This window comes from Oxalicibacterium sp., from assembly GCF_057353965.1.
In genome coordinates this window covers 390,413-410,661 of sequence record NZ_JBMQZD010000007.1, presented here as the reverse complement: position 1 = coordinate 410,661, position 20,249 = coordinate 390,413, and the positions used below count along the sequence as shown (strand labels likewise).

Sequence of the window (20,249 nt, the reverse complement as noted above, 5' to 3'; positions counted from 1 at the left end):
CTCAGCCCTTCGCATCCGTCAATCGCACGCGCGGATCGAGCGCCGCGTACAGAAGATCGGTAATGAGATTGATCGCGACAAACAGGATCGCCGTCAGCATCAGGTAGGCGACGATCACCGGCCTATCCAGCACGCGCACCGAGTCGATGATCAGCTTGCCCATGCCCGGCCACGCGAAGATCGATTCGGTGACGATGGCAAACGCGATGATGGAACCGAACTGCAGCGCGACGACGGTGATCACCGGAATCAGGATGTTCTTCAGCACGTGCACGCCGACGATGCGCGCCGGACGCAAACCCTTCGCGCGCGCGAAGCGCACGTAATCCTGCAGCAATGCTTCCTGCGCGCCGGCGCGCGTCAGGCGGATCACCAGCGCAATGTTGAACAAGGCGAGATTGAAGGCCGGCAGCAGCAGATGGCGCAAACCATCCCACGTCAGGAAACTGACCTGCACGCCAAACAGCGACGCCGTCTCGCCGCGCCCGCCTGACGGCAGCCAACCCAGATGCACGGCGAACAGCATGATCAGCATCATGCCGACCCAGAACGTCGGCAGCGAAAAGCCGAAGATGGACAAGGTCATGATGCTTTTTCCCGCAATGCCGTGCGGCCGCAAGCCGGCCCACAGGCCGAGCGGCACGCCAAGCACGATCGCAATCAGGATGGCGGCGATCGCCAGTTCCAGCGTCGCCGGAAGGCGTTCCGCAATCAGCTGCAGCGCCGGCGTGCCGAACGAGAACGAACGGCCGAGATCGCCATGCAGCGCCTGCTTCGCAAAGTAGAAGTACTGCTGCCACAGCGGCTGGTCGAGCCCGAAGGCGGCGATCGTGCGTGCGCGTTCGGCCTGGTCGGCGTCGGGACTGAGAAGAATGTCGATCGGATTGCCGATCGCATGCAGCGCGATGAAGACCAGCAGCGACATCGCGACCAGCACGACGATGCTCTGTATCAGTCTGCGCAGCAGGAAAGCTATCATTTCAGCGCGCTCGCTTTCTGCACTGCCGCATCCGTATGGAATTGATGCGCGAAGGTGAATTCATCGGTGCGTGCAGTGTAGCGCAGCCCTTTTCGCATTGCCCACGTCGCGTACTGATAATGCAGCGGGATCACCGCATGGTCGCGCAAGGCGACAGCCATCGCCTGCCGCGCATATGCATCGCGCGCGCTCTGGTCGACGGACGCCAGTGACGCATGCACCAGTTTGTCCATCTGCGGGTTGCTGTACTTGCCCCAGTTCCACGAGCCCCAGCCGATCGCTGGATCTGGCGTGCCGAGCAAGGTGCGCAGGCCGAAATCGGCCGCCAGCGTGCCCCAACCGAGCAGCGACATGCTGAATGCGCCGGTGCGCGCCTTGCCGAAATAGACCGAGAGCGGCAGCGTCTCGACACTGGCGCGGATGCCGACGTGATTCAGGAATTGCGCGACCGTCTGCACGATCTGGCGATCGTTGATGTAGCGGTCGCTCGGTCCGTGCAGCGTGATTGCAAACCCGTCCGGATAGCCGGCTTCGGCCAGCAGCTTCTTCGCACCTTGCGGATCGTATTTTTCGACCGGCAATGCATCGTTGTAGCCGAGGATGCCGGGCGCGACGATATTCGATGCCGGCACCGCCTGCCCTTCCATCGTACGATCGACCAGCGCGCGCCGATCAATCGCCATCGAGATCGCCGCACGCACGCGCGGATCGCGCAGCGGATTGACGGCCAGCGGCTTACCGGTCTTGTCGGTGATGGTCGGCGACGGTTGATCGCGCTGATCCAGATGCCAGAAAATCGTGCGCCACGAAATCTTCTGTTCGATTCGGAAACGCGGATCGGTTTTCAATCGCGCGATATCGGCGGTCGGCACCGCTTCGATGACGTCGACATCGCCAGCCAGCAAGGCAGCCAGTCGCGGCGCGGCACTGGTGACGATGCGGAAAGTCACCTTGTCCCATTCCGCCTTCTCGCCCCAGTAATCGTCGTTGCGTTTCAGCACGATGCGCTCGCCGCGACGGAAACTGACGAACTTCAGCGGCCCGGTGCCGACCAGCGCGCGGCCGCTGTTGAAATCGTCGGTAGTCGCGTGTTCCGCCGCCTTCTTCGAGACGATGAAGATCGCGCTCATGTCCAGCGCCAGCGGGCCGTAGGGCGTGGCCGTCTTCAGACGCACCGTGTACGGATCGACGATCTGCTTGGCGACGATCTGCTTCGTGTAACTGGTGAACGGGCCGGGACTGCGCGTCAACGTGGCAGGACGATCGAGCGAAAAAATCACATCGTCGGCCGTGAACGGCGAACCATCATGGAATTTCACGCCGCGGCGCAACTTGAATTCCCACGTCGTCGCATCGATCGGCTTCCATGAAACAGCCAGCCCCGGCACCAGATGTCCATCGGCATCGACATTGACCAATGCATCGAACAGATGTGATGAAAACGCCACGTTCGGCGCGATGTTCAGATAGTGCGGATCGAGCGACGAGACGTCGGCCGCCAGCGCAATCTTCAGGTTGGCTGCGCGCACCGATGCCGGCGCGCAGCATGCGCCGGCCAGTGCCATCGACAGGAACAGGGTGGAAAGCAGGCGCATCGTGCTGGCGTTGCGTCGGAAAGATTCGATCGGAAAAGACTCGCATGGTATGCAGCGATGCCGTTAATGTAAATGACGGATTGCAAGTTTGCTTGGACGGAAAGCGCATAACGCACGGCAGGATTGCCATGCATCGGCTAAAGTAAGCGCAGGAATGCCGTTTTCCGTAATGCAATGTCCTGCATCGACGGCAAGGAGAACATCATGCGATTTTTTTCATGCAATACCGCACTGGCTGCGTGTCTGGCAATCTCGCTTTCTGCATGCGCAAGCTGGGGCGAACTGCCGCCGACGCACTTGCTGGGCCAGCAGGTCGACGACGCGGCGGCGACGCAGGTCGTCGTGATCCGGCCGGAAACACGCTGGGCCAACATCGAGAGCGGACAGATCGTGCGCTTCATTGTCGAAGGCAAGACGGGCCGCAAGACATTCACCTGGGCGTTCAACAACTCCCAGCAGATCGTCTCGTTCGACCTGAACCGCGTGACGCCACCGGGACTGCTCGATCATCGCGTCACGATCTACCTGACACCGGATCCGAAATACATTCGCGATTGATTTCAATCGGCACAGAGCGGCATGATCCATTGCGGCACGGTCATCCACGCGAAGCCGAGCAGCGCCAGCGCGGCAATGCCCAGCCTTGCGGTGGACAGCAAGGTCGGCGGCGCGGCACGCCAATGCATGACGGCGCGGCCCAGCATCAGGAAGAACAGTATCGCCGTCGCACCGCTGGCGAGCGCCAGCACCAGTGCGATTGCCGGCAGACCCAGCCACTGCATTCTGCCCAAACGTGAATCGCAACCGGCAGCGACGAAGGCATAGCTCGCAAGAAAATAAAGCAGCCACAGCAGCAACGGCGCCGCAGTATCGAAAGACAAGCGCAGGAAAGCATCGATGCGCTTGTTCGACATGTCTTCATGCATGCTTCACCTCATTTCACCTCATGCCATCCATTGCGGCAGCAGATTGACGACGAGGGCGATCGTCCATCCCTGCAGCGTCGTGTAATGCCAGATCAATGCGGCGTTATCCAGCGTGCGGCCGGATGCCGCCAGATGGCCGGCCCATGCGCGCACCAGCAGGTAAGCCGCGGTCAGCAGCAGGATCGCCACATGAAACCCCTGATAGCCAAGCATAGCCGCCACGGTGGCGCTCCATGCCTGCCCGGTCGGCGTCAAACCAGCGCGCATCTGGCCGGCGATATCCAGTCCGTAAGCCGCACCTGCCGCCAGCATCGCAATCAGCACGATCGCGCAGAACCATGGCTGGAAAGCGACGCGCTCTGCTTCCGACAAGCGTCGGACATGGCGACGCACACCCTCGACAGCAACCGATCCGCACAGCAGCAGCGCGCAGGCTGCCAGCGGCCAACCCGTTTCAGGCAAGCGCGCGCCGGGCGGCGGACAGACGTCCAGCAGCATCGAGACATGGATGTTGGCAAAGACCAGCGCAGCAAAGATCGTCGCATCGACGACCAGCATAATGACGGTTGCCCACCATGCATGCGATGCCCTGCCCGATGCGCTTGCCGGCAGATGCATGTCGTCGGCGATTCGCACGATGGCCGACGGCGGCTTGCGGTCGATTTCCCACAGCCAGCGCATGACGGCGGCGATCGCGGCGATGCCGCAGATGAATGCAACGACGACCTGCTCGACCGTCAACAGCAGGAAGAAACCCGCGGTGCCGGCCGCCGCGATCAACGGCAGCCAGCCGTCGCCTGGCAGCATCTGCACATACATCGGCCGCGCGCGTACCGGGCTGGTCATCAGCGTCTCGCGCTGACCGGTGACGGCACCCGGCAGCCAGTGCTGCCCCGCTTCGACTTCCTCGCGCAGGCCGGGCTGTTCCCACAGCGGCTCGCGCGAATGCACATGCGGGATGCTGCGCGACGAATAGTCTTCCGACGACAGCCATTCCAGCGTGCCCGCATGCCACGGATTGTCGTTGTTGCGTGCAGGCCGGCGCGCCAGCCGCAGCAGGTCGATGAAGAACAGCACGATGCCGGCCGCCAGTACGAAAGCGCCGATCGTTGACAACAGATTCCATATCTCCCAGCCCAGGCCGGCGTCGTAGGTATAGACGCGGCGCGGCATGCCGAGCAGGCCGGAGATATGCATCGGGAAGAATGCAAGATTGAAGCCGACGAACATCAGCCAGAAAATCCATCGCCCCCATCGTTCCGACAGCATGTTGCCATTGACCAGCGGCATCCAGTAATACAGTGCAGCAAACATCGGGAACACCATGCCGCCGATCAGCACGTAATGCAGATGCGCGACGATGAAGTAGCTGTCATGCGCCTGCCAGTCGAACGGCAGCACCGCGACCATTACGCCGGTCAAGCCGCCGAGCACGAAGATGAACAGAAAGCCGAGCAGAAACAGCGCCGGCGTCGACATGCGCACGCGGCCGCGCCACAGCGTCGCGATCCACGCGAAGACCTGAATCGCCGTCGGCACCGCGACCGCCATGCTGGCTGCCGACACGAAACTCAGTTCCATCGGCCCCAGTCCGGCGGTGAACATGTGATGCGCCCACAGCGCGAAACTGATGACGCCGACGCCGAGCAGCGCGACGACGATGGTGCGGTAGCCGACCAGCGGTGTCTGCGCGATCGTCGGAATCATCATCGACACCATGCCGGCCGCCGGCAAAAAGATGATGTAGACCTCCGGATGGCCGAAGAACCAGAACAAGTGCTGCCACAGGATGGGATCGCCGCCGCGCGCGGCGATGAAAAACGGCCAGTCGAACGCACGCTCCAGCTCCAGCAGCATCGTGCCGGCGATGATGGCAGGGAAGGCAAACACGATCATGAAGGCGACCACCAGCATGGTCCACGCATAGATCGGCATCTTGCCGAGACTCATGCCGGGCGCGCGCGTAAACAGGATGCCGATGATCAGTTCGATCGCACCGGCGATCGCGGATATCTCGATGAAGCCGATGCCGAGCAGCCAGAAATCGGCGTTGACGCCGGGCGAATATTCCTTGCTCGTCAGCGGCGGATACATGAACCAGCCGCCATCCGGCGCGACACCGAGGAGCAGCGTGCAGAAGAAGGCCAGCCCGCCGATCGCGTAGGCCCAGTACGCATAGGCGGACAGGCGCGGGAACGGCAGATCGCGCGCACCCAGCATGCCCGGCAGCAGGAATACGGCGATCGCCTCCACTACCGGAATCGCGAACAGAAACATCATCACCGTACCGTGCATCGTGAACAGCTGGTTGTAGGTGCCGGCATCGAACAGCGTGTTGCCCGGCACGGCCAGTTGCGCGCGCATCAGCAGCGCGAGAATCCCGGCCAGCACGAAGAACAGCAGCGCGGTGCCGATGTACAGCAGGCCGATGTTGATGTTGTTGACCGAGCTGAAGAAGCGCCAGCCGGGCGGCGTGCGCCACAGGGCTTTCAGGTGCGGCAGCTCATGCGCCGGACGCGGCAGCGAGTTCGGCAGTGAATCTTGCACAATGCGCACGTCGTCCGTCATTGCAGCTGCTCCAGATAAGCCGACAGCGCGTGCAGGCTGTCGTCGTCGAGATCGTGAAACGCCGGCATGCGCGCGCCATGCTTGATGCGCTGCACGTCGGCGATCCAGTCGCGCATGGCGTCGCCGTCGTTGCGCAAGGTGCCGGCACCCAGATACAGGCGGCTGCCGACGTGCGTCAGGTCCGGCCCCAGCGCCGCGCCGCCAGCCGTTTGTTCCGCCACGCCGCGTATCGTGTGGCAGGCGCTGCAACGTCGCTCCGTGAATAGCGCACGGCCGCGCTGCTGCAGGGCATTCTCCGACGCACGGGCCGGCTGCGCCTGGTTCTTCAGCCATGCATCGAAACGGCCCGCTTCCTCGACGATCACGTGCAAGGCCATGCGCGCATGCTGCTCGCCGCAGTATTCGGCACACTGCCCGCGCAACACGCCGGGTTCGCCGGTGCGCACGCGCAAGCGCGTGATACGCCCCGGCAGCATGTCCACCTTGCCGGCGAGCGGCGGCACCCAGAAGCTGTGGATGACGTCGTCGCTGGTCAATGCGAAGTAAATGTCGCGATGCGCGGGCAGGCGGATTTCGTTGGCCGTCACGACATCGTCGGCGATGCTGTTGGCGTTATTGCTGGCGCTGTTATTGACGCCATTTCTTATAACGGTACGACCGGTGGTCGGATCGCGGTAGCGCACTTCCCACCACCACATTCTTGCCGTGACGGACACAACCAACGCATCCTGCGACATCGGCGCCAGCAGCTGCTGGCTGCGCACCAGGCTGTAGACCAGCAATGCCGACAGCACCGTCACCGGAAACGCTACGCCGGCGCCGAGCAGCCACACGGCCGGACGCACCGGCTTCCTGCCGTCGCGCAAGCTCAACACCGCCAGTGCCATGACGCCGACGAAGATGATCGCCGCACCGCCGACCAGCCACCACGTCATCCGCGCAATGACGACTGCATCGTTGCCGGAAGGATGCAGTGCGGATTGCAGCGGCGCCTCCGCGCATCCGGCAAGCGACAGCACAAACATCGCCATGGCGATTGGCCTCGTGCCTGCGCGTAATGCTGATGCCGTCCGTCGTGCCGTCATTTCAGCGTATGCAGATAGGCCGCCATGTCGCGCGCATCGCCGGGCGATACGCCCATTGCCGGCATCGTGGTGGTGGAAATCATCGCGTGCGGATCGGCAATCCATTTCGCCAGCAGGTCGGGTCGGTTGGGAATGTGGCCGGCGATGTAGCTGCGGCGGCCGAAACCTTCAAGCGGCGGGCCGGCCGTGCCGCGGGCGGCCGGGATGCCGGGAATCGCATGACAGCTGCCACACTGGTATTGATCCAGCAGCAGCTTGCCGCGCTCGATGCTGACGCCGGCGGCAACATCGTCGGCCAGTTGGCTATCGCAACCGGCCGTCGCTGCAGCGGCAAGCGCAATGACGCAGCAGCGCAGCCGGAATGTGGCGGCTTGGTTGGCATGCATGGCTGTCCCTTGCTGACGGCACATTGCGCGCACGCAACGCGCGGCCGGCGCACAACGCCTCCGGCGTGCCCGCAGTATGGATCGCGCCACATCGCCGCGGCTGTGCGCCAGCGCACATTGCCGCGTGAACTTTGCCACCATGCTTGTGCCTGACAAACGACAGCTTCTCCGCTTTTTACGGTGTCGCCATGCGTCTTCAGCCATCCCGACTCGTCGTCCTGACCGTTCTCGCCACCCTGGGCGTGCTTGCCGTCTGCGCGCTCGTCGGCGGCTACCTCTTTCTGCGCAGCGGGTTGTACAGCGTTGCCGCGACGTCGCAGCATCTGCAGCCGGTCTATTCGCTGCTGGAACAGGGCATGCATCATTCGGTGCGCTTCCATGCGCGCGACATCACCGTGCCGAATCTCGCCGACGACGCGATGATCGCGCGCGGCGGCCGCCTCTATCGCGCGCACTGCGTGCAATGCCACGGTGCACCGGGCGTCGCGCCGGACGGCATCGGCATGAGCATGCAGCCGGTGCCCGGGCCGCTGGTCGATGCAATCGACAAATGGAAACCGAACGAGTTGTACTGGATCGCCCGCCACGGTATCAAGATGAGTGGTATGCCGGCGTGGGAATACCGGATGCAGGATGAGCAGCTGTGGGAAATCGTCGCCTTCATGCAGCGGCTGCCACAATTGACGCCGGCGCAATACGCGACGACGGCAGCACAGGAGCAGCCATGAAATTTGCAATGGTGCGCCCAATGCGCAAGATTCCGCATGCAATCCAGCGCCTCGCCGTTCCCGCACTGCTGGCCGGCGTCTGCCTGCTGTTCGCCGGCTGCGACGAACGCGCCTTGCAGCCAGCGTTGCATGGCGATCCCGCCAAGGGACGCATCGCGCTGACCCAGTACGCTTGTCAAGCCTGCCACGTGATTCCCGGCATCACCGGCTCCGACGTCCACGTCGGCCCGCCGCTGGACGGCTTGGCATCACGCGCCATGCTTGCCGGCAGCCTGCCGAACACGCCTGACAATCTGGTGCGGTGGATACGCAATCCGCAAGCCGTCGATCCACAGACGGCCATGCCCGATATGGGCGTTTCCGAAGCGCATGCGCGCGACATTGCCGCCTATCTGGCAACACTGAAGTGAGCGCATGCTTACTTACCATGCTCGATGAATCAGGCCTGTTCGTTTTTTCGGTTTCCCCTTGAAAAAAGCGGTTGACCTTCCCATCATGTCAAGGTCGACACTGGTTTCATTCCATTTCCGAACAGGCCTGCCATGACCACGCAACCGATTCCTTCCGTCAATTCTGCCGCCTCCGTGCCTGCCGGCCGTCTGCAATTCGACGTCGAAGGCATGACCTGCGCCTCCTGCGCGGCGCGTGTCGAAAAGGCGATTGCCGCCGTGCCGGATGTCGCCCAGGCCAGCGTCAATCTGGCGACCGATTCGGTTGCCGTCGAGACGGCAGACGGTGTCGATGCCGCCACGCTCAACGCCCCTATCAGGGAAGCGATCGAGAAAGCCGGCTACGGCGTACCGCAGCAGGAATGGTCGCTGGACGTCACCGGCATGACGTGCGCTTCCTGCGCCGGCCGTGTCGAGAAGGCCTTAAGCAAGGTGCCGGGCGTGTTCGACGCCAGCGTCAATCTCGCCACCGACCAGGCGCGCGTGCAGGCCGGCACCGGTGTTACGCCGTCTGCACTGATCGCGGCCGTCGAGGCAGCCGGCTACGGTGCTGCATTACCGGCCGCCGCGCAAGAACAGGCCGAGAAGGAATCCACGCCCGCGCGCGACTGGCTGCCGGTGCTGTACGCCGCGCTGTTGTCCGCGCCACTGGTGCTGCCGATGTTGCTGCAGCCGTTCGGCGTGCACTGGATGCCGCCGGGCTGGGTGCAATGGCTGCTGGCGACGCCGGTACAGTTCTGGCTGGGCGCGCGCTTCTATCGCGCCGGCTGGCATGCGGTGAAGGCCGGCACCGGCAACATGGATCTGCTGGTCGCGCTCGGCACCAGCGCCGCCTACGGCCTGAGTATCTATCTGCTGCTGACCGCGCATGCAGGACACACGCCGCACTTGTATTTCGAGGCATCAGCCGTCGTCATTACATTGATCCTGCTCGGCAAATGGCTGGAAGCACGTGCGAAGAAACAGACTGCCGCCGCCATCCGCGCATTGCAGAAACTGCGCCCCGATTCGGCGCGCGTGCGGCGCGACGGCATCGACGCCGACGTGCCGATCGACGCCGTACGCGTCGGCGATCTGGTCGTCGTGCGTCCGGGCGAACGCATCGCGATCGACGGCGTCGTCATCGAAGGCCGCAGTCATGTCGACGAATCGCTGATCACCGGCGAGAGCATGCCGGTCGTCAAGCAGGAAGGCGACCACGTGACGGGCGCAGCCATCAATGCCGAAGGCATGCTGTTGGTCCGCACCGAAGCCATCGGCGCTGAAACCACCCTGGCGCGCATCATCCGCATGGTGGAAAGCGCGCAATCTGCGAAAGCGCCGATCCAGCGACTGGTGGACAAGGTCAGCGCGGTCTTCGTGCCAGTGGTGCTGATCATTGCGTTGTTCACCTTCATCGGTTGGTGGATCGCCGGCGCCGATGCCGAGACCGCCATCATCAACGCCGTCACCGTGCTGGTGATCGCCTGCCCTTGCGCGCTCGGCCTCGCCACGCCAGCCGCCATCATGGCCGGCACCGGCGTGGCCGCGAAGTACGGCATCCTGATCAAGGACGCCGAAGCGCTGGAAACCATGCATCGCGTCACCACCGTCGTGTTCGACAAGACCGGCACGCTGACCGAAGGCCGTGCACGCGTAGCCGAAGTGCAGGCCATCGGCATCACCGAACATGAATTGCTGCAACTGGCGGCTACCATCCAGCGTGGCAGTGAACATCCGTTCGGCCTCGCCGTCATGCAACGCGCCGCCGAACTGCAGATCGTTCCCGGCGATGCCGTCGCAGTGCAGGCGCTGGCCGGCCTCGGCCTGCGCGCGACGATAGACGGCAAACAATATCTGCTCGGCACTTCTCGCCTGATGCGCGAACAAGGCATTGTGCTCGACGGCGACGCCAACACCAAGGCACAACAGCTGGAACGCAGCGGCCGCAGCCTGTCTTGGGTCGCACAGGCGATGCCGACGCATCAACTGCTCGGCTTCATCACCGCCAGCGACACGATCAAGGAAAGCGCATCGCGCGCCATCGACAGCCTGCATGCACAACGGATCGATACCGTGCTGTTGAGCGGCGACAACCAGGGCAATGCCGATGCCGTCGGCCGTGCGCTCGGCATCGACCGCGTGATCGCGCAGGTGCTGCCGGCCGAGAAGACCGACAAGATCACCGAACTGAAAAACAGCGGCCAGGTTGTCGCAATGGTCGGCGATGGCATCAACGACGCGCCGGCGCTGGCCGCAGCCGACGTCGGCATCGCGATGTCCACCGGCACCGATGTCGCGATGCACGCAGCCGGCATCACGCTGATGCGCGGCGATCCGGCGCTGGTCGCCGATGCGATCGACATCTCGCACCGCACGTACAACAAGATTCGCCAGAACTTGTTCTGGGCCTTCATCTACAACGTCATCGGCATTCCGCTGGCCGCCTTCGGCGTGCTGAATCCGATGTTCGCCGGCGCGGCAATGGCGTTCAGCTCGGTCAGCGTGATCAGCAACGCGCTGCTGTTGAAACGATGGAAGGCAGATCGCAGTGCCAACCGCAATACGAACCGCAACATCAATCGCAACATGAAGGAGGAAAACGCATGAACATCGGACAAGCCTCCGCTGCTTCCGGCATCTCCGCCAAGATGATCCGTCATTACGAAAGCATCAATCTGATCCGGCCGGGAGCACGCACCGCTTCCGGCTACCGTACCTATAGCGAGAAAGACGTGCACACCATGCGCTTCATCAAGCGCGCGCGCTCGCTGGGATTTTCGCTGGACCAGATCCGCAACCTGCTGTCGCTGTGGCAGGACGAACATCGCGCCAGCGCCGACGTCAAGGCGATTGCTTTGGAACACGTCGGCGAACTGGAGAAACGCATCACCGAACTGACCGAGATGCGCGACACGCTGCAACATCTGGCGCAATCGTGCAGCGGCGATGCGCGTGCCGATTGCCCCATCCTGCGCGGTCTGGCGGACTCGTCCGATGCCGCAAATGCCGCAGCCTGCTGCCAGCATTGATCGTCACCGATCGACGCCAGCAAAGACGTTAGCAAAAAGCGGAAAAAAAAGCGAGCCGGCCATGCCGCTCGCCTTTTCCATTACTGCAGAATGCCGCGCCTGCTCACCCTGCCTTGCTGCCGGTCACCGGATAACCGGCATCGACGATTGCAGCGCTGATCTTGTCCAGCGCCGCGCCCGATTGCACGCTCACCTTTTTCTGCGCCAGATCGACGTTGACCGAAGCCTGCGCATCCACTGCATGCACCGCCTTCGTCACCGCATTGACACAATGACCGCAACTCATTTTTTCCACTTGCAATTCGTACATCACACTCTCCTTGTTGTATGCCTGATGCCACTTTAGGGCTTGCCACAAGGGGAAGGTCAAGTGCTTCTTGCCGCTGTGTGCCCACCGTGGCTGCGGCTACTTACCATCGATCATTGCCGCCAACCGTTGCATCTATCGCACCAATTGTGCCCGATCCCAGATTGGAAACGTTAAATATGGTTTCCATCATCATTTCGTGCGAATTTGTCGTGATCACTTCATATAAGATGGTTACAAATCAATAAGAATCAATTCGCTCATATCGCTTGACCGTTTCGTCTGATCGTTGCCTGAATTTCCCCCCGATGCCGTGTGTGCCTCATAGGAACATGCCTCACAGGATTCAGTTTTCCCGTTCGATCGACGACTTCGCCCGGGAGGCTGTTTGATGGATCATGCACCGCTGAAGATGGAATCCCTGCTGGGACATCTGGTGGAAATCACCGGCCATCGCGATCACGATCTGCTGGATATTTCGACGATGAGCGCGCTGCTCAACATGATCGGCGTCGGCCAGGCGCGCGTGCTGGAACTGTTCCAGTCGCACGGCGATCTGCTGGTGCGCCCGCGCGTATGGATCGAAGACGGCAAGGTACATATCCTCGATGAGGAAAGCTCGCCTGCCGACCAGCCGTGCGAGCCCATCGTCCGGTTTCCCGCACTGGTCAACTGCATTGCGCAGCGCCACAACCGCGTGGAAGAAACCCGCGACGACGGCAGCCATGCACTGTGGGTACCGGTCTGGCAAAACGACAAGGTCTCGACCTGCCTCGAAATCGTCAACGCGCATCCCTTCACGCCGCAGATGCTGCAAGTGATGGAAGGCATCCTCAGCGTCTATCGCAATTACCAGAGCCTGCTTGACTACAGCGAACGCGATTCGCTGACCGGCCTGCTGAACCGCAAGACCTTCGACGAGAAGTTCGCGCGCATGATCAGCAGCCGTACACCCGAACCGGCGAACAGCAACGACCGCCGCCATCATCATGCGACATCGCAATGGCTGGCCGTCGTCGACATCGATCACTTCAAGCGCGTCAACGACCGCTTCGGTCATCTGTACGGCGACGAAGTACTGATCCTGGTCGCCAACATCCTGCGCACGTCGTTCCGCTCGCAGGATCGCGTGTTCCGTTTCGGCGGCGAGGAATTCGTGATCCTGCTGCGCTCGACCACGCTGGACGAAGCGCGCATGATCTTCGACCGCTTCCGCACCAACGTCGAACAACATACCTTTCCGCAGGTCGGCACGATCACCGTCAGCGTCGGCTTCGCGGCCATCACGCAGGAGACACCGGTCGTCATCCTCGGCCATGCCGACCAGGCGCTGTACCACGCGAAGGAAAGCGGCCGCAATCGCGTCTGCTACTACGACGATCTGCGTGAACAAGGCATCATCAAGGTCGATAGCGGACCGGCCGAATCGGTCGAGTTCTTCTTCGACGAACCGTCGGCCTGAGCGCCGGGCAAATCGCAGCACACCTTCCTTCTTCATCGGCCGCGGGCCGCTCCTTTCCAACGTCGACTACAGCCGGCAAGCTTTTGCGATTGGGAGGATAATCGGCAGCCTTCGTTTCCTGCCATCCCGATGGCGGGCCCTTGTTGCCGCATCGATCGAGCCGCCGCCATGAATCCCGGCATTCTTTACGCCCTTTTCGCCTATGTGACTTGGGGCATGTTCCCCATCTATTTCAAGTCGCTGCAGGAAATCCCGCCGCTTGAAGTGCTGCTCTACAGGATGGTCTGGGCTCTGGTCTTTCTTTTCGTCGTGCTGGCCGTACGTCGGCAATGGGCCTGGCTACGGCCGGTGTTGCGGCAACCCAGAGTGCTGGCAGGCTTCACCGCCAGCGCGTTCCTGTTGTCGAGCAACTGGTTCCTCTATATCTGGTCGGTCAACCACGACCGCGTGGTGGAGGCCAGCCTCGGCTATTTCATGACCCCGCTGGTAAACGTGCTGCTCGGCGCCGCCATTCTCGGCGAACGCTTGCGCCGCCTGCAGTGGATGGCTGTCGGCATGGCCGCGCTCGGCGTGCTGTGGCTGACCTGGCAGAACGGCCATCCGCCATGGATCAGCCTGCTGCTGGGCATCACGTTCGGCATGTACGGCCTGTTGCGCAAGACGGCTTCGCTCGGCACGCTGGAAGGCCTGTCGCTGGAAACGCTGCTGCTGTTTCCGGTGGCAGCCGTGTCGCTGCTGGTGATGACTGCACAAGGCGCGCACGGTTTTGCGGAGGCATCCACCCGCACGCAATGGCTGATGGTGGCAGCCGGCCCCATCACTGCCATTCCGCTGCTGCTGTTCGGCGCAGCGGCACGACTGGTGCCACTGTCGACGATGGGGCTGATGCAGTACATCACGCCGTCGCTGCAACTGCTCGCCGGCATCTGGCTCTATCACGAGCCGTTCGGCGGTGCGCGTCTGATCGGCTTTACCGCCATCTGGATCGCACTGGCCCTGTACTCGGTGGATGGCTTGCACAGCTATCGCCGCGCACGAATGGTATCCGGCAGCATTCCGGCGAAATGAAAAAGGGCGGCATGGCCGCCCTTTTTCATGACATCACTATCGTCAGATTTCCACCTTGGTTCCCAACTCGATCACGCGGTTCGACGGAATCTGGTAATAGTCGGCCGCGCCACGCGCATGGCGCGACATCGTCACGAAGATATGTTCCCGCCACATCGCCATGCCGCGCGTCGGATGCGCGACCACGGTCTGGCGCGCGATGAAAAACGAGGTTTCCATCATCTCGAATTCCAGTCCGCGCTCCGCCGCCAGCGCCAGCGCACGCGGAATGTCCGGCACATCCTTGAAGCCGTAGTAGACATCCATCTGGTAGCACTCGTCGCCCAGCGGTGAAATGCGCACTTCCTCTTCCACCGGCACGTACGGCACTTCCTTCATGTGCACCGTCAGGAACACGACGCGCTCGTGCAGTACCTTGTTGTGCGACAGGTTGTGCAGCATCGCATGCGGTACGCCGTCCGATTCGCCGCGCAGGAAAATCGCGGTGCCCGGCACGCGCGTCGGCGGCGCGACGAACAGCGACGAAAGAAAATCCTCCAGCGGAATCGCATGCCGCTGCAGATTCTCGAACACCAGCTCGCGGCCGCGCTTCCATGTCGTCATCACGGTGAACAGGATCGCACCCAGCAGCAGCGGGAACCAGCCGCCGTGCAGCAGCTTGAGCATGTTGGCCGACAGGAAGCCGAGATCGATCGTCAGGAAGAAGCCGGTGGCGGCAATGCACAGCAGCAGGTTGTATTTCCAGCGATAGCGGATAACGAAGAAGGTCAGCATCGTCGTCACCGTCATCGTCGCCGTCACCGCGATACCGTACGCTGCGGCCAGATTGGACGACGAACTGAAGCCGATCACCGCCATCATCACGACGGCCATCTGCAGCCAGTTGACGGCCGGAATGTAGATCTGGCCCATGTGGCTGGCCGACGTGAACTCGATCTTCATGCGCGGCAGGAAACCCAGCGCGATCGCCTGCTTGGTCATCGAGAAGGTGCCGGAGATTGTCGCCTGCGACGCGATGATTGCAGCCATCGTCGCCAGCACGACCAGCGGATAGATGCTCCACGCGCCCAGTTGCTGATAGAACGGATTGTCGACCGCCTCCGGATGCATCAGCAGCAGCGCGCCCTGTCCCAGGTAATTCAGCGCCAGCGACGGAAACACCACCATGAACCATGCAGCACGAATCGGCTTGGCACCGAAGTGGCCCATGTCCGCATACAGCGCCTCGGCACCGGTGAAGGCCAGCACCACCGCACCCAGCGAAATGAAAGCCAGCAGCTTGTTGCCCTCAAGGAAATGCAGTGCGTTCAGCGGATTGAGCGCAGCCAGAATAGCCGGCTCGGCAATGATGTTGACGATGCCCATGATCGCCAGCACCGCGAACCACACCACCATGATCGGACCGAACCATTTGCCGATGCCGGCCGTGCCGCGCTGCTGCACCGAATACAGCACGCCGAGCACGACCACCGTCAGCGGCACGACATAAGGATCGAAAGCGGAAGTCGCCACGCTCAGACCTTCCACCGCCGACAGCACCGAGATCGCCGGCGTGATGACGCTGTCACCGTAGAACAGCGTCGCGCCGAACAGGCCCATCACCATCAGCGGGAAATACCAGCGCGAATGGCGGCCGACCGATGACAATGCCAGCGCCATCAGCGCCATGATGCCGCCTTCGCCGCGGTTGTTCGCGCGCAGGACCAGCGTGACGTACTTGAGGGAAACGATGATGATCAGGCCCCAGACGATCAGCGAAACGACGCCGATCAGGTTTTCCGGAGTCAGCGGAAGTCCGTGTTCCTTGGAGAACACTTCCTTCATCGTATAGAGGGGGCTGGTGCCGATGTCGCCGTAGACGATACCGACTGCTGCCAGTGTCAGCGCAGCAAGACTGTTTTTTTTATCCTGTGAAGCCAAAGAGTGCTCTCTCGATAGGACCGTGCGTCGCACGATAGGCCAAGCGCTTCCATAATGCAAGGAAATCGGCTTTCGTGCAGGAGGGCTGTTGCTTCGGCGTCGAAAAGCGCGGCTGGCGGTTTACAAACGCAAAAAGATGCGCTTGCCATGCGCGTGCCGTGTTTTCCATGGTGCGATCGGGTATCCTTGTGCGGTTTTTCTTCCACCGAACAGTGCAATCGCAATGGCCAATTACGTATACACCATGAACCGCGTGGGCAAGATCGTTCCGCCCAAGCGCCAGATCCTCAAGGACATCTCGCTGTCGTTCTTCCCCGGCGCCAAAATCGGCGTGCTGGGCCTGAACGGCTCCGGCAAATCGACACTGCTGAAGATCATGGCCGGCATCGACACCGACATCCAGGGCGAAGCGCGCCCGATGCCGGGCCTGAACATCGGCTACCTGCCGCAGGAACCGCAGCTCGATCCGGAAAAGACCGTACGCCAGGAAGTCGAATCCGGCCTCGGCGAAGCCTTCGAAGCGCAAGCCAAGCTGGACGCCGTGTACGCCGCCTATGCAGAAGAAGATGCGGACTTCGATGCGCTCGCCGCCGAGCAGGCGCGCCTGGAAGCGATCATCGCCGCATCCGACGGCGGCAACCTGAACCTGCAGCTGGAAATGGCGGCCGATGCGCTGCGCCTGCCGCCGTGGAACGCCAAGATCGGCGTGCTGTCCGGCGGCGAGAAGCGCCGCGTCGCGCTGTGCAAGCTGCTGCTCTCCAAACCCGACATGCTGCTGCTCGACGAGCCGACCAACCATCTGGACGCCGAATCGGTCGAATGGCTGGAGCAGTTCCTGCTGCGCTTCCCCGGCACCGTGGTCGGTATTACCCACGATCGCTACTTCCTCGACAACGCCGCCGAATGGATTCTGGAACTCGATCGCGGCAGCGGCATTCCGTGGAAAGGCAATTACTCGTCGTGGCTTGATCAAAAGCAGGCGCGTTTGAAACAAGAAGAAGCCACCGAATCGGCACGCCAGAAAGCGCTCGCCAAGGAACTGGAATGGGCGCGGCAGAATCCGAAGGCGCGCCAGGCCAAATCGAAGGCGCGGCTGGCCCGCTTCAACGAACTCTCCGAATACGAATACCAGAAGCGCAACGAGACGCAGGAGATTTTCATCCCCGTGGCCGAACGCCTGGGCAACGAAGTCATCGAGTTCAAGAACGTCTCGAAAGCCTTCGGCGACCGCCTGCTGATGGACAACGTCTCCTTCACCGTGCCGCCGGGCGCCATCGTCGGCATCATCGGCCCCAACGGCGCCGGTAAATCGACACTGTTCAAGATGATCGCCGGCCTCGACAAGCCGGACAGCGGCGAAGTCGTCATCGGACAAACTGCGAAAATTTCGCTGGTCGATCAGTCGCGCGACGATCTTGCCAACACCAAGACTGTGTTCGAAGACGTTTCCGGCGGCGCCGACATCCTGAGCGTGGGCCGCTTCGAAATGCCGTCGCGCGCCTATCTCGGCCGCTTCAACTTCAAGGGCGGCGACCAGCAGAAGATCGTCGGCAACCTGTCCGGCGGCGAACGCGGCCGCCTGCATCTGGCGAAGACACTGCTCAAGGGCGGCAACGTGCTGCTGCTGGACGAACCGTCGAACGATCTGGACGTCGAAACCCTGCGCGCGCTGGAAGATGCACTGCTCGAATTCGCCGGCAGCGTGATGGTGATCTCGCACGATCGCTGGTTCCTCGACCGCATCGCGACGCACATCCTCGCGTTCGAAGGCGATTCGCAGGTCGTCTTCTTCGACGGCAACTATCAGGAATACGAAGCCGACAAGAAGAAACGCCTCGGCGAGGAAGGCGCGAAGCCGAAGCGCATCCGCTACAAGCCGCTGACGACCTGACGCCTGGCGCAACAGGCGCCAGCCAACAAAAAGGGAGAGCTGATCATCCGATCGCTCTCCCTTTTTCATGTTCATGCACGCAGCAACCCGTGCATGACAGCATGCATCACTTGCTCATGCCGTCCTTACCCATGCTGTCTTTGGACATACCGTCGTGCGACATTTCGCCTTTCTTCATACCGTCTTTCGACATGTGATCCTTCTTCATCGCATCTTTCTTCATGCCGTCCTTGGACATATGGTCCTTCTTCATGCCATCTTTTTTCATGCCGTCATGCGACATGCCGTCCTTGGCCATGCCATCGTGCGACATTTCATCCTTCTTCATCGCATCCTGAGCGAATGCAGCGGTCGACATCAGCAGCGTTGCGGAAATAATGGCGGTAGCAAGTTTTTTCATGATGTTTCCTCTTCGGTAAGTAAGTAAAAAATTTAAGTCGTAACGCGGGTGCTGCTCAATTTGCGAACAGTCGTGCTTATGGCTCAACTGCCGCCGAACCAGTTGTATCCCTGATCTTCCCAATAGCCGCCTGGGTAGGCATTGGTGACGAAGATCGCCTGGATATGCTTGGGATTCTTGTAGCCGAGCTTGGTCGGCATCCGCAGCTTCATCGGATAGCCGTACTGCGCCGGCAAGGTCTGGCCGTCATAGGTCAGCGTCATCAGCGTCTGCGGATGCAGCGCGGTCGCCATGTCGATGCTGGTGTAATAGTCGTCGGCGCACTTGAAGCCGACGTATTTCGCATTCAGATCGGCACCGACGCGCTTCAGGAAGGTCGCGAACGGCACGCCGCCCCACTTGCCGATTGCGCTCCAGCCTTCGACGCAGATATGACGCGTCACCTGATCGGTCTGCGGCAACGCACGCAGCTTGCGCAGCGTCCATGGCGTGCGGTCGGCGATCAGGCCGCTCAGTTCGAGCCGCCATTCGTCGCCGTCGATCTGCGGCACTTCGTCTTCGCCATAAAAAGCATTGAACGGGAACGGGCGCGTGATCATCGAATCGGGATAGGTCGGCGCCAAGCGGTTCGGATCGAACAGCGCGCCCTGCACGCGATCGTTCCATCGCGATACCTGACCGAGCGCAGATTCGATGCTGCTGTCGTCGTCCAGCGAGCAGCCGGTCAGCATCGCCAAACCGCCGAGCGTGATCGTGCGCTGCAGAAAAGTGCGACGCGACGGTGCGGCAACACGCCGAATCGCATCGGCCAGCATCAGTTCGCTGTCTTTTGAATAGCTGATTTTCTTCTTGATCATGATGACTCCTGCTTCTCAACGGCCTCGAATCATCGCCAGCAGCGTGCGCGGCACCAGCGCCACCATCGCGACATGGACAACGAAGAATGCAACCAGCCCGGACATGGCGAAGAAGTGAATGCGCCGCGCCGCTTCGTAACCGCCCAGCAGCTCGCGCAGCAGCGGGAACTGCACCGATTTCCACAATACGAGTCCGGACAGCACGACCGTCACGATGTCGAGCATGACGAACAGATAGGCGGCGCGCTGCACCGCGTTGTAGTGGCGGGGATCGGCATGCGACAGCTTTCCCTTCAACGCGGCAATCAGGTCAGCGACGATCTGACGCGGCTTCAGCGGAAAGAACTGCCGCTTGATCCGACCGGAGAAAACATTGATCGCCAGATAGATCACGCCGTTGACGACCAGCAGCCACATCGCGGCGAAATGCCACTGCAGCGCGCCGCCCAGCCAGCCGCCGAGCGTGATGTCGGAAGGAAAACGAAAATCGAAGAACGGCGACGCGTTATAGATGCGCCAGCCGCTGGTGACCAGCACGATGACGGCAACGGCATTGAGCCAGTGCGTGATGCGCAGCCAGGCCGGATGAATGGTGCGCGTCGATTGCATGGCGGCCT

General features: G+C 61.9%; 19 protein-coding genes. 8 read left to right on the top strand and 11 right to left on the bottom strand.

Features of this window, described 5'->3' with window-relative positions:
• Position 1 precedes the first annotated feature (1 nt).
• Both ACO1VH_RS13755 and ACO1VH_RS13750 read right to left on the bottom strand, forming a co-directional pair.
• Positions 2 to 979, bottom strand: a complete 978-nt coding sequence (locus tag ACO1VH_RS13755) for an ABC transporter permease (RefSeq protein WP_486245031.1) — start codon at positions 977 to 979, stop codon at positions 2 to 4.
• The gene (locus ACO1VH_RS13750) at positions 976 to 2,574 is read right to left on the bottom strand and encodes an ABC transporter substrate-binding protein (protein ID WP_486245030.1); all 1,599 of its coding nucleotides are present in this window, start codon (positions 2,572 to 2,574) and stop codon (positions 976 to 978) included. The genes ACO1VH_RS13755 and ACO1VH_RS13750 overlap by 4 nt, the downstream gene beginning before the upstream one ends.
• 204 nt (positions 2,575 to 2,778) lie before the next feature.
• Between ACO1VH_RS13750 and ACO1VH_RS13745 the strand changes: the two genes are divergently transcribed.
• Positions 2,779 to 3,132, top strand: coding sequence for a CzcE family metal-binding protein (locus ACO1VH_RS13745; RefSeq protein WP_486245029.1), 354 nt, complete (start codon positions 2,779 to 2,781; stop codon positions 3,130 to 3,132).
• Between the two features lie 2 nt (positions 3,133 to 3,134).
• On the opposite strand, the gene ACO1VH_RS13740 is transcribed toward ACO1VH_RS13745, so the two are convergent.
• The 4 genes from ACO1VH_RS13740 to ACO1VH_RS13725 are packed head-to-tail and all read right to left on the bottom strand — an operon-like array spanning position 3,135 to position 7,539.
• Complete coding sequence (locus tag ACO1VH_RS13740; RefSeq protein ID WP_486245028.1) at positions 3,135 to 3,500, bottom strand: hypothetical protein; 366 nt, start codon at positions 3,498 to 3,500, stop codon at positions 3,135 to 3,137.
• An 18-nt stretch (positions 3,501 to 3,518) separates the two neighbouring features.
• Positions 3,519 to 6,068 (bottom strand): cytochrome c oxidase subunit I, encoded by a 2,550-nt coding sequence (ctaD, locus tag ACO1VH_RS13735; protein ID WP_486245027.1) that lies wholly within the window; start codon positions 6,066 to 6,068, stop codon positions 3,519 to 3,521.
• Entirely contained in the window at positions 6,065 to 7,099 is a 1,035-nt protein-coding gene (locus ACO1VH_RS13730) for a cytochrome c oxidase subunit II (protein WP_486245026.1), read from the bottom strand. The genes ctaD and ACO1VH_RS13730 overlap by 4 nt, the downstream gene beginning before the upstream one ends.
• 50 nt (positions 7,100 to 7,149) lie before the next feature.
• Positions 7,150 to 7,539 carry a c-type cytochrome gene (locus tag ACO1VH_RS13725; RefSeq protein ID WP_486245025.1) on the bottom strand — a complete coding sequence of 130 codons (390 nt, stop codon included), beginning with the start codon at positions 7,537 to 7,539 and terminating at the stop codon, positions 7,150 to 7,152.
• A 188-nt stretch (positions 7,540 to 7,727) separates the two neighbouring features.
• On the opposite strand from ACO1VH_RS13725, the gene ACO1VH_RS13720 reads away from it, so the two are divergent.
• The 4 genes from ACO1VH_RS13720 (at position 7,728) to cueR (ending at position 11,727) form a co-directional block, all read left to right on the top strand.
• Complete coding sequence (locus ACO1VH_RS13720) at positions 7,728 to 8,267, top strand: c-type cytochrome (RefSeq protein ID WP_486245024.1); 540 nt, start codon at positions 7,728 to 7,730, stop codon at positions 8,265 to 8,267.
• Positions 8,264 to 8,677, top strand: coding sequence for a c-type cytochrome (locus ACO1VH_RS13715; protein ID WP_486245023.1), 414 nt, complete (start codon positions 8,264 to 8,266; stop codon positions 8,675 to 8,677). Before ACO1VH_RS13720 ends, ACO1VH_RS13715 begins: the two co-directional genes overlap by 4 nt.
• A 132-nt stretch (positions 8,678 to 8,809) precedes the next feature.
• Positions 8,810 to 11,305, top strand: coding sequence for a heavy metal translocating P-type ATPase (locus tag ACO1VH_RS13710; RefSeq protein WP_486245022.1), 2,496 nt, complete (start codon positions 8,810 to 8,812; stop codon positions 11,303 to 11,305).
• Positions 11,302 to 11,727 carry a Cu(I)-responsive transcriptional regulator gene (gene cueR / locus ACO1VH_RS13705; protein ID WP_486245021.1) on the top strand — a complete coding sequence of 142 codons (426 nt, stop codon included), beginning with the start codon at positions 11,302 to 11,304 and terminating at the stop codon, positions 11,725 to 11,727. The genes ACO1VH_RS13710 and cueR overlap by 4 nt, the downstream gene beginning before the upstream one ends.
• 103 nt (positions 11,728 to 11,830) lie before the next feature.
• Here cueR and ACO1VH_RS13700 read toward each other — a convergent pair whose 3' ends face one another.
• Positions 11,831 to 12,037 carry a heavy-metal-associated domain-containing protein gene (locus ACO1VH_RS13700; protein ID WP_486245020.1) on the bottom strand — a complete coding sequence of 69 codons (207 nt, stop codon included), beginning with the start codon at positions 12,035 to 12,037 and terminating at the stop codon, positions 11,831 to 11,833.
• A gap of 388 nt (positions 12,038 to 12,425) precedes the next feature.
• On the opposite strand from ACO1VH_RS13700, the gene ACO1VH_RS13695 reads away from it, so the two are divergent.
• Together ACO1VH_RS13695 and rarD are read left to right on the top strand one after the other, a co-directional pair.
• The gene (locus tag ACO1VH_RS13695; RefSeq protein WP_486245019.1) at positions 12,426 to 13,496 is read left to right on the top strand and encodes a GGDEF domain-containing protein; all 1,071 of its coding nucleotides are present in this window, start codon (positions 12,426 to 12,428) and stop codon (positions 13,494 to 13,496) included.
• 168 nt (positions 13,497 to 13,664) lie between these two features.
• Entirely contained in the window at positions 13,665 to 14,564 is a 900-nt protein-coding gene (gene rarD / locus ACO1VH_RS13690) for an EamA family transporter RarD (RefSeq protein WP_486245018.1), read from the top strand.
• A 42-nt stretch (positions 14,565 to 14,606) separates the two neighbouring features.
• Here the strand turns inward: rarD and ACO1VH_RS13685 are convergent, their stop codons facing one another.
• Complete coding sequence (locus tag ACO1VH_RS13685; protein WP_486245017.1) at positions 14,607 to 16,484, bottom strand: potassium transporter Kup; 1,878 nt, start codon at positions 16,482 to 16,484, stop codon at positions 14,607 to 14,609.
• Positions 16,485 to 16,707: 223 nt separating this feature from the next.
• Between ACO1VH_RS13685 and ettA the strand changes: the two genes are divergently transcribed.
• Positions 16,708 to 18,375 (top strand): energy-dependent translational throttle protein EttA, encoded by a 1,668-nt coding sequence (ettA, locus tag ACO1VH_RS13680; RefSeq protein ID WP_486245016.1) that lies wholly within the window; start codon positions 16,708 to 16,710, stop codon positions 18,373 to 18,375.
• A 106-nt stretch (positions 18,376 to 18,481) separates the two neighbouring features.
• Here the strand turns inward: ettA and ACO1VH_RS13675 are convergent, their stop codons facing one another.
• The 3 genes from ACO1VH_RS13675 to ACO1VH_RS13665 form a co-directional block, all read right to left on the bottom strand.
• Positions 18,482 to 18,775, bottom strand: a complete 294-nt coding sequence (locus ACO1VH_RS13675) for a pentapeptide MXKDX repeat protein (protein ID WP_486245015.1) — start codon at positions 18,773 to 18,775, stop codon at positions 18,482 to 18,484.
• An 83-nt stretch (positions 18,776 to 18,858) separates the two neighbouring features.
• Entirely contained in the window at positions 18,859 to 19,590 is a 732-nt protein-coding gene (locus ACO1VH_RS13670; protein WP_486245154.1) for a molybdopterin-dependent oxidoreductase, read from the bottom strand.
• A gap of 57 nt (positions 19,591 to 19,647) precedes the next feature.
• Complete coding sequence (locus ACO1VH_RS13665; protein ID WP_486245014.1) at positions 19,648 to 20,241, bottom strand: cytochrome b/b6 domain-containing protein; 594 nt, start codon at positions 20,239 to 20,241, stop codon at positions 19,648 to 19,650.
• Positions 20,242 to 20,249: the final 8 nt, after the last annotated feature.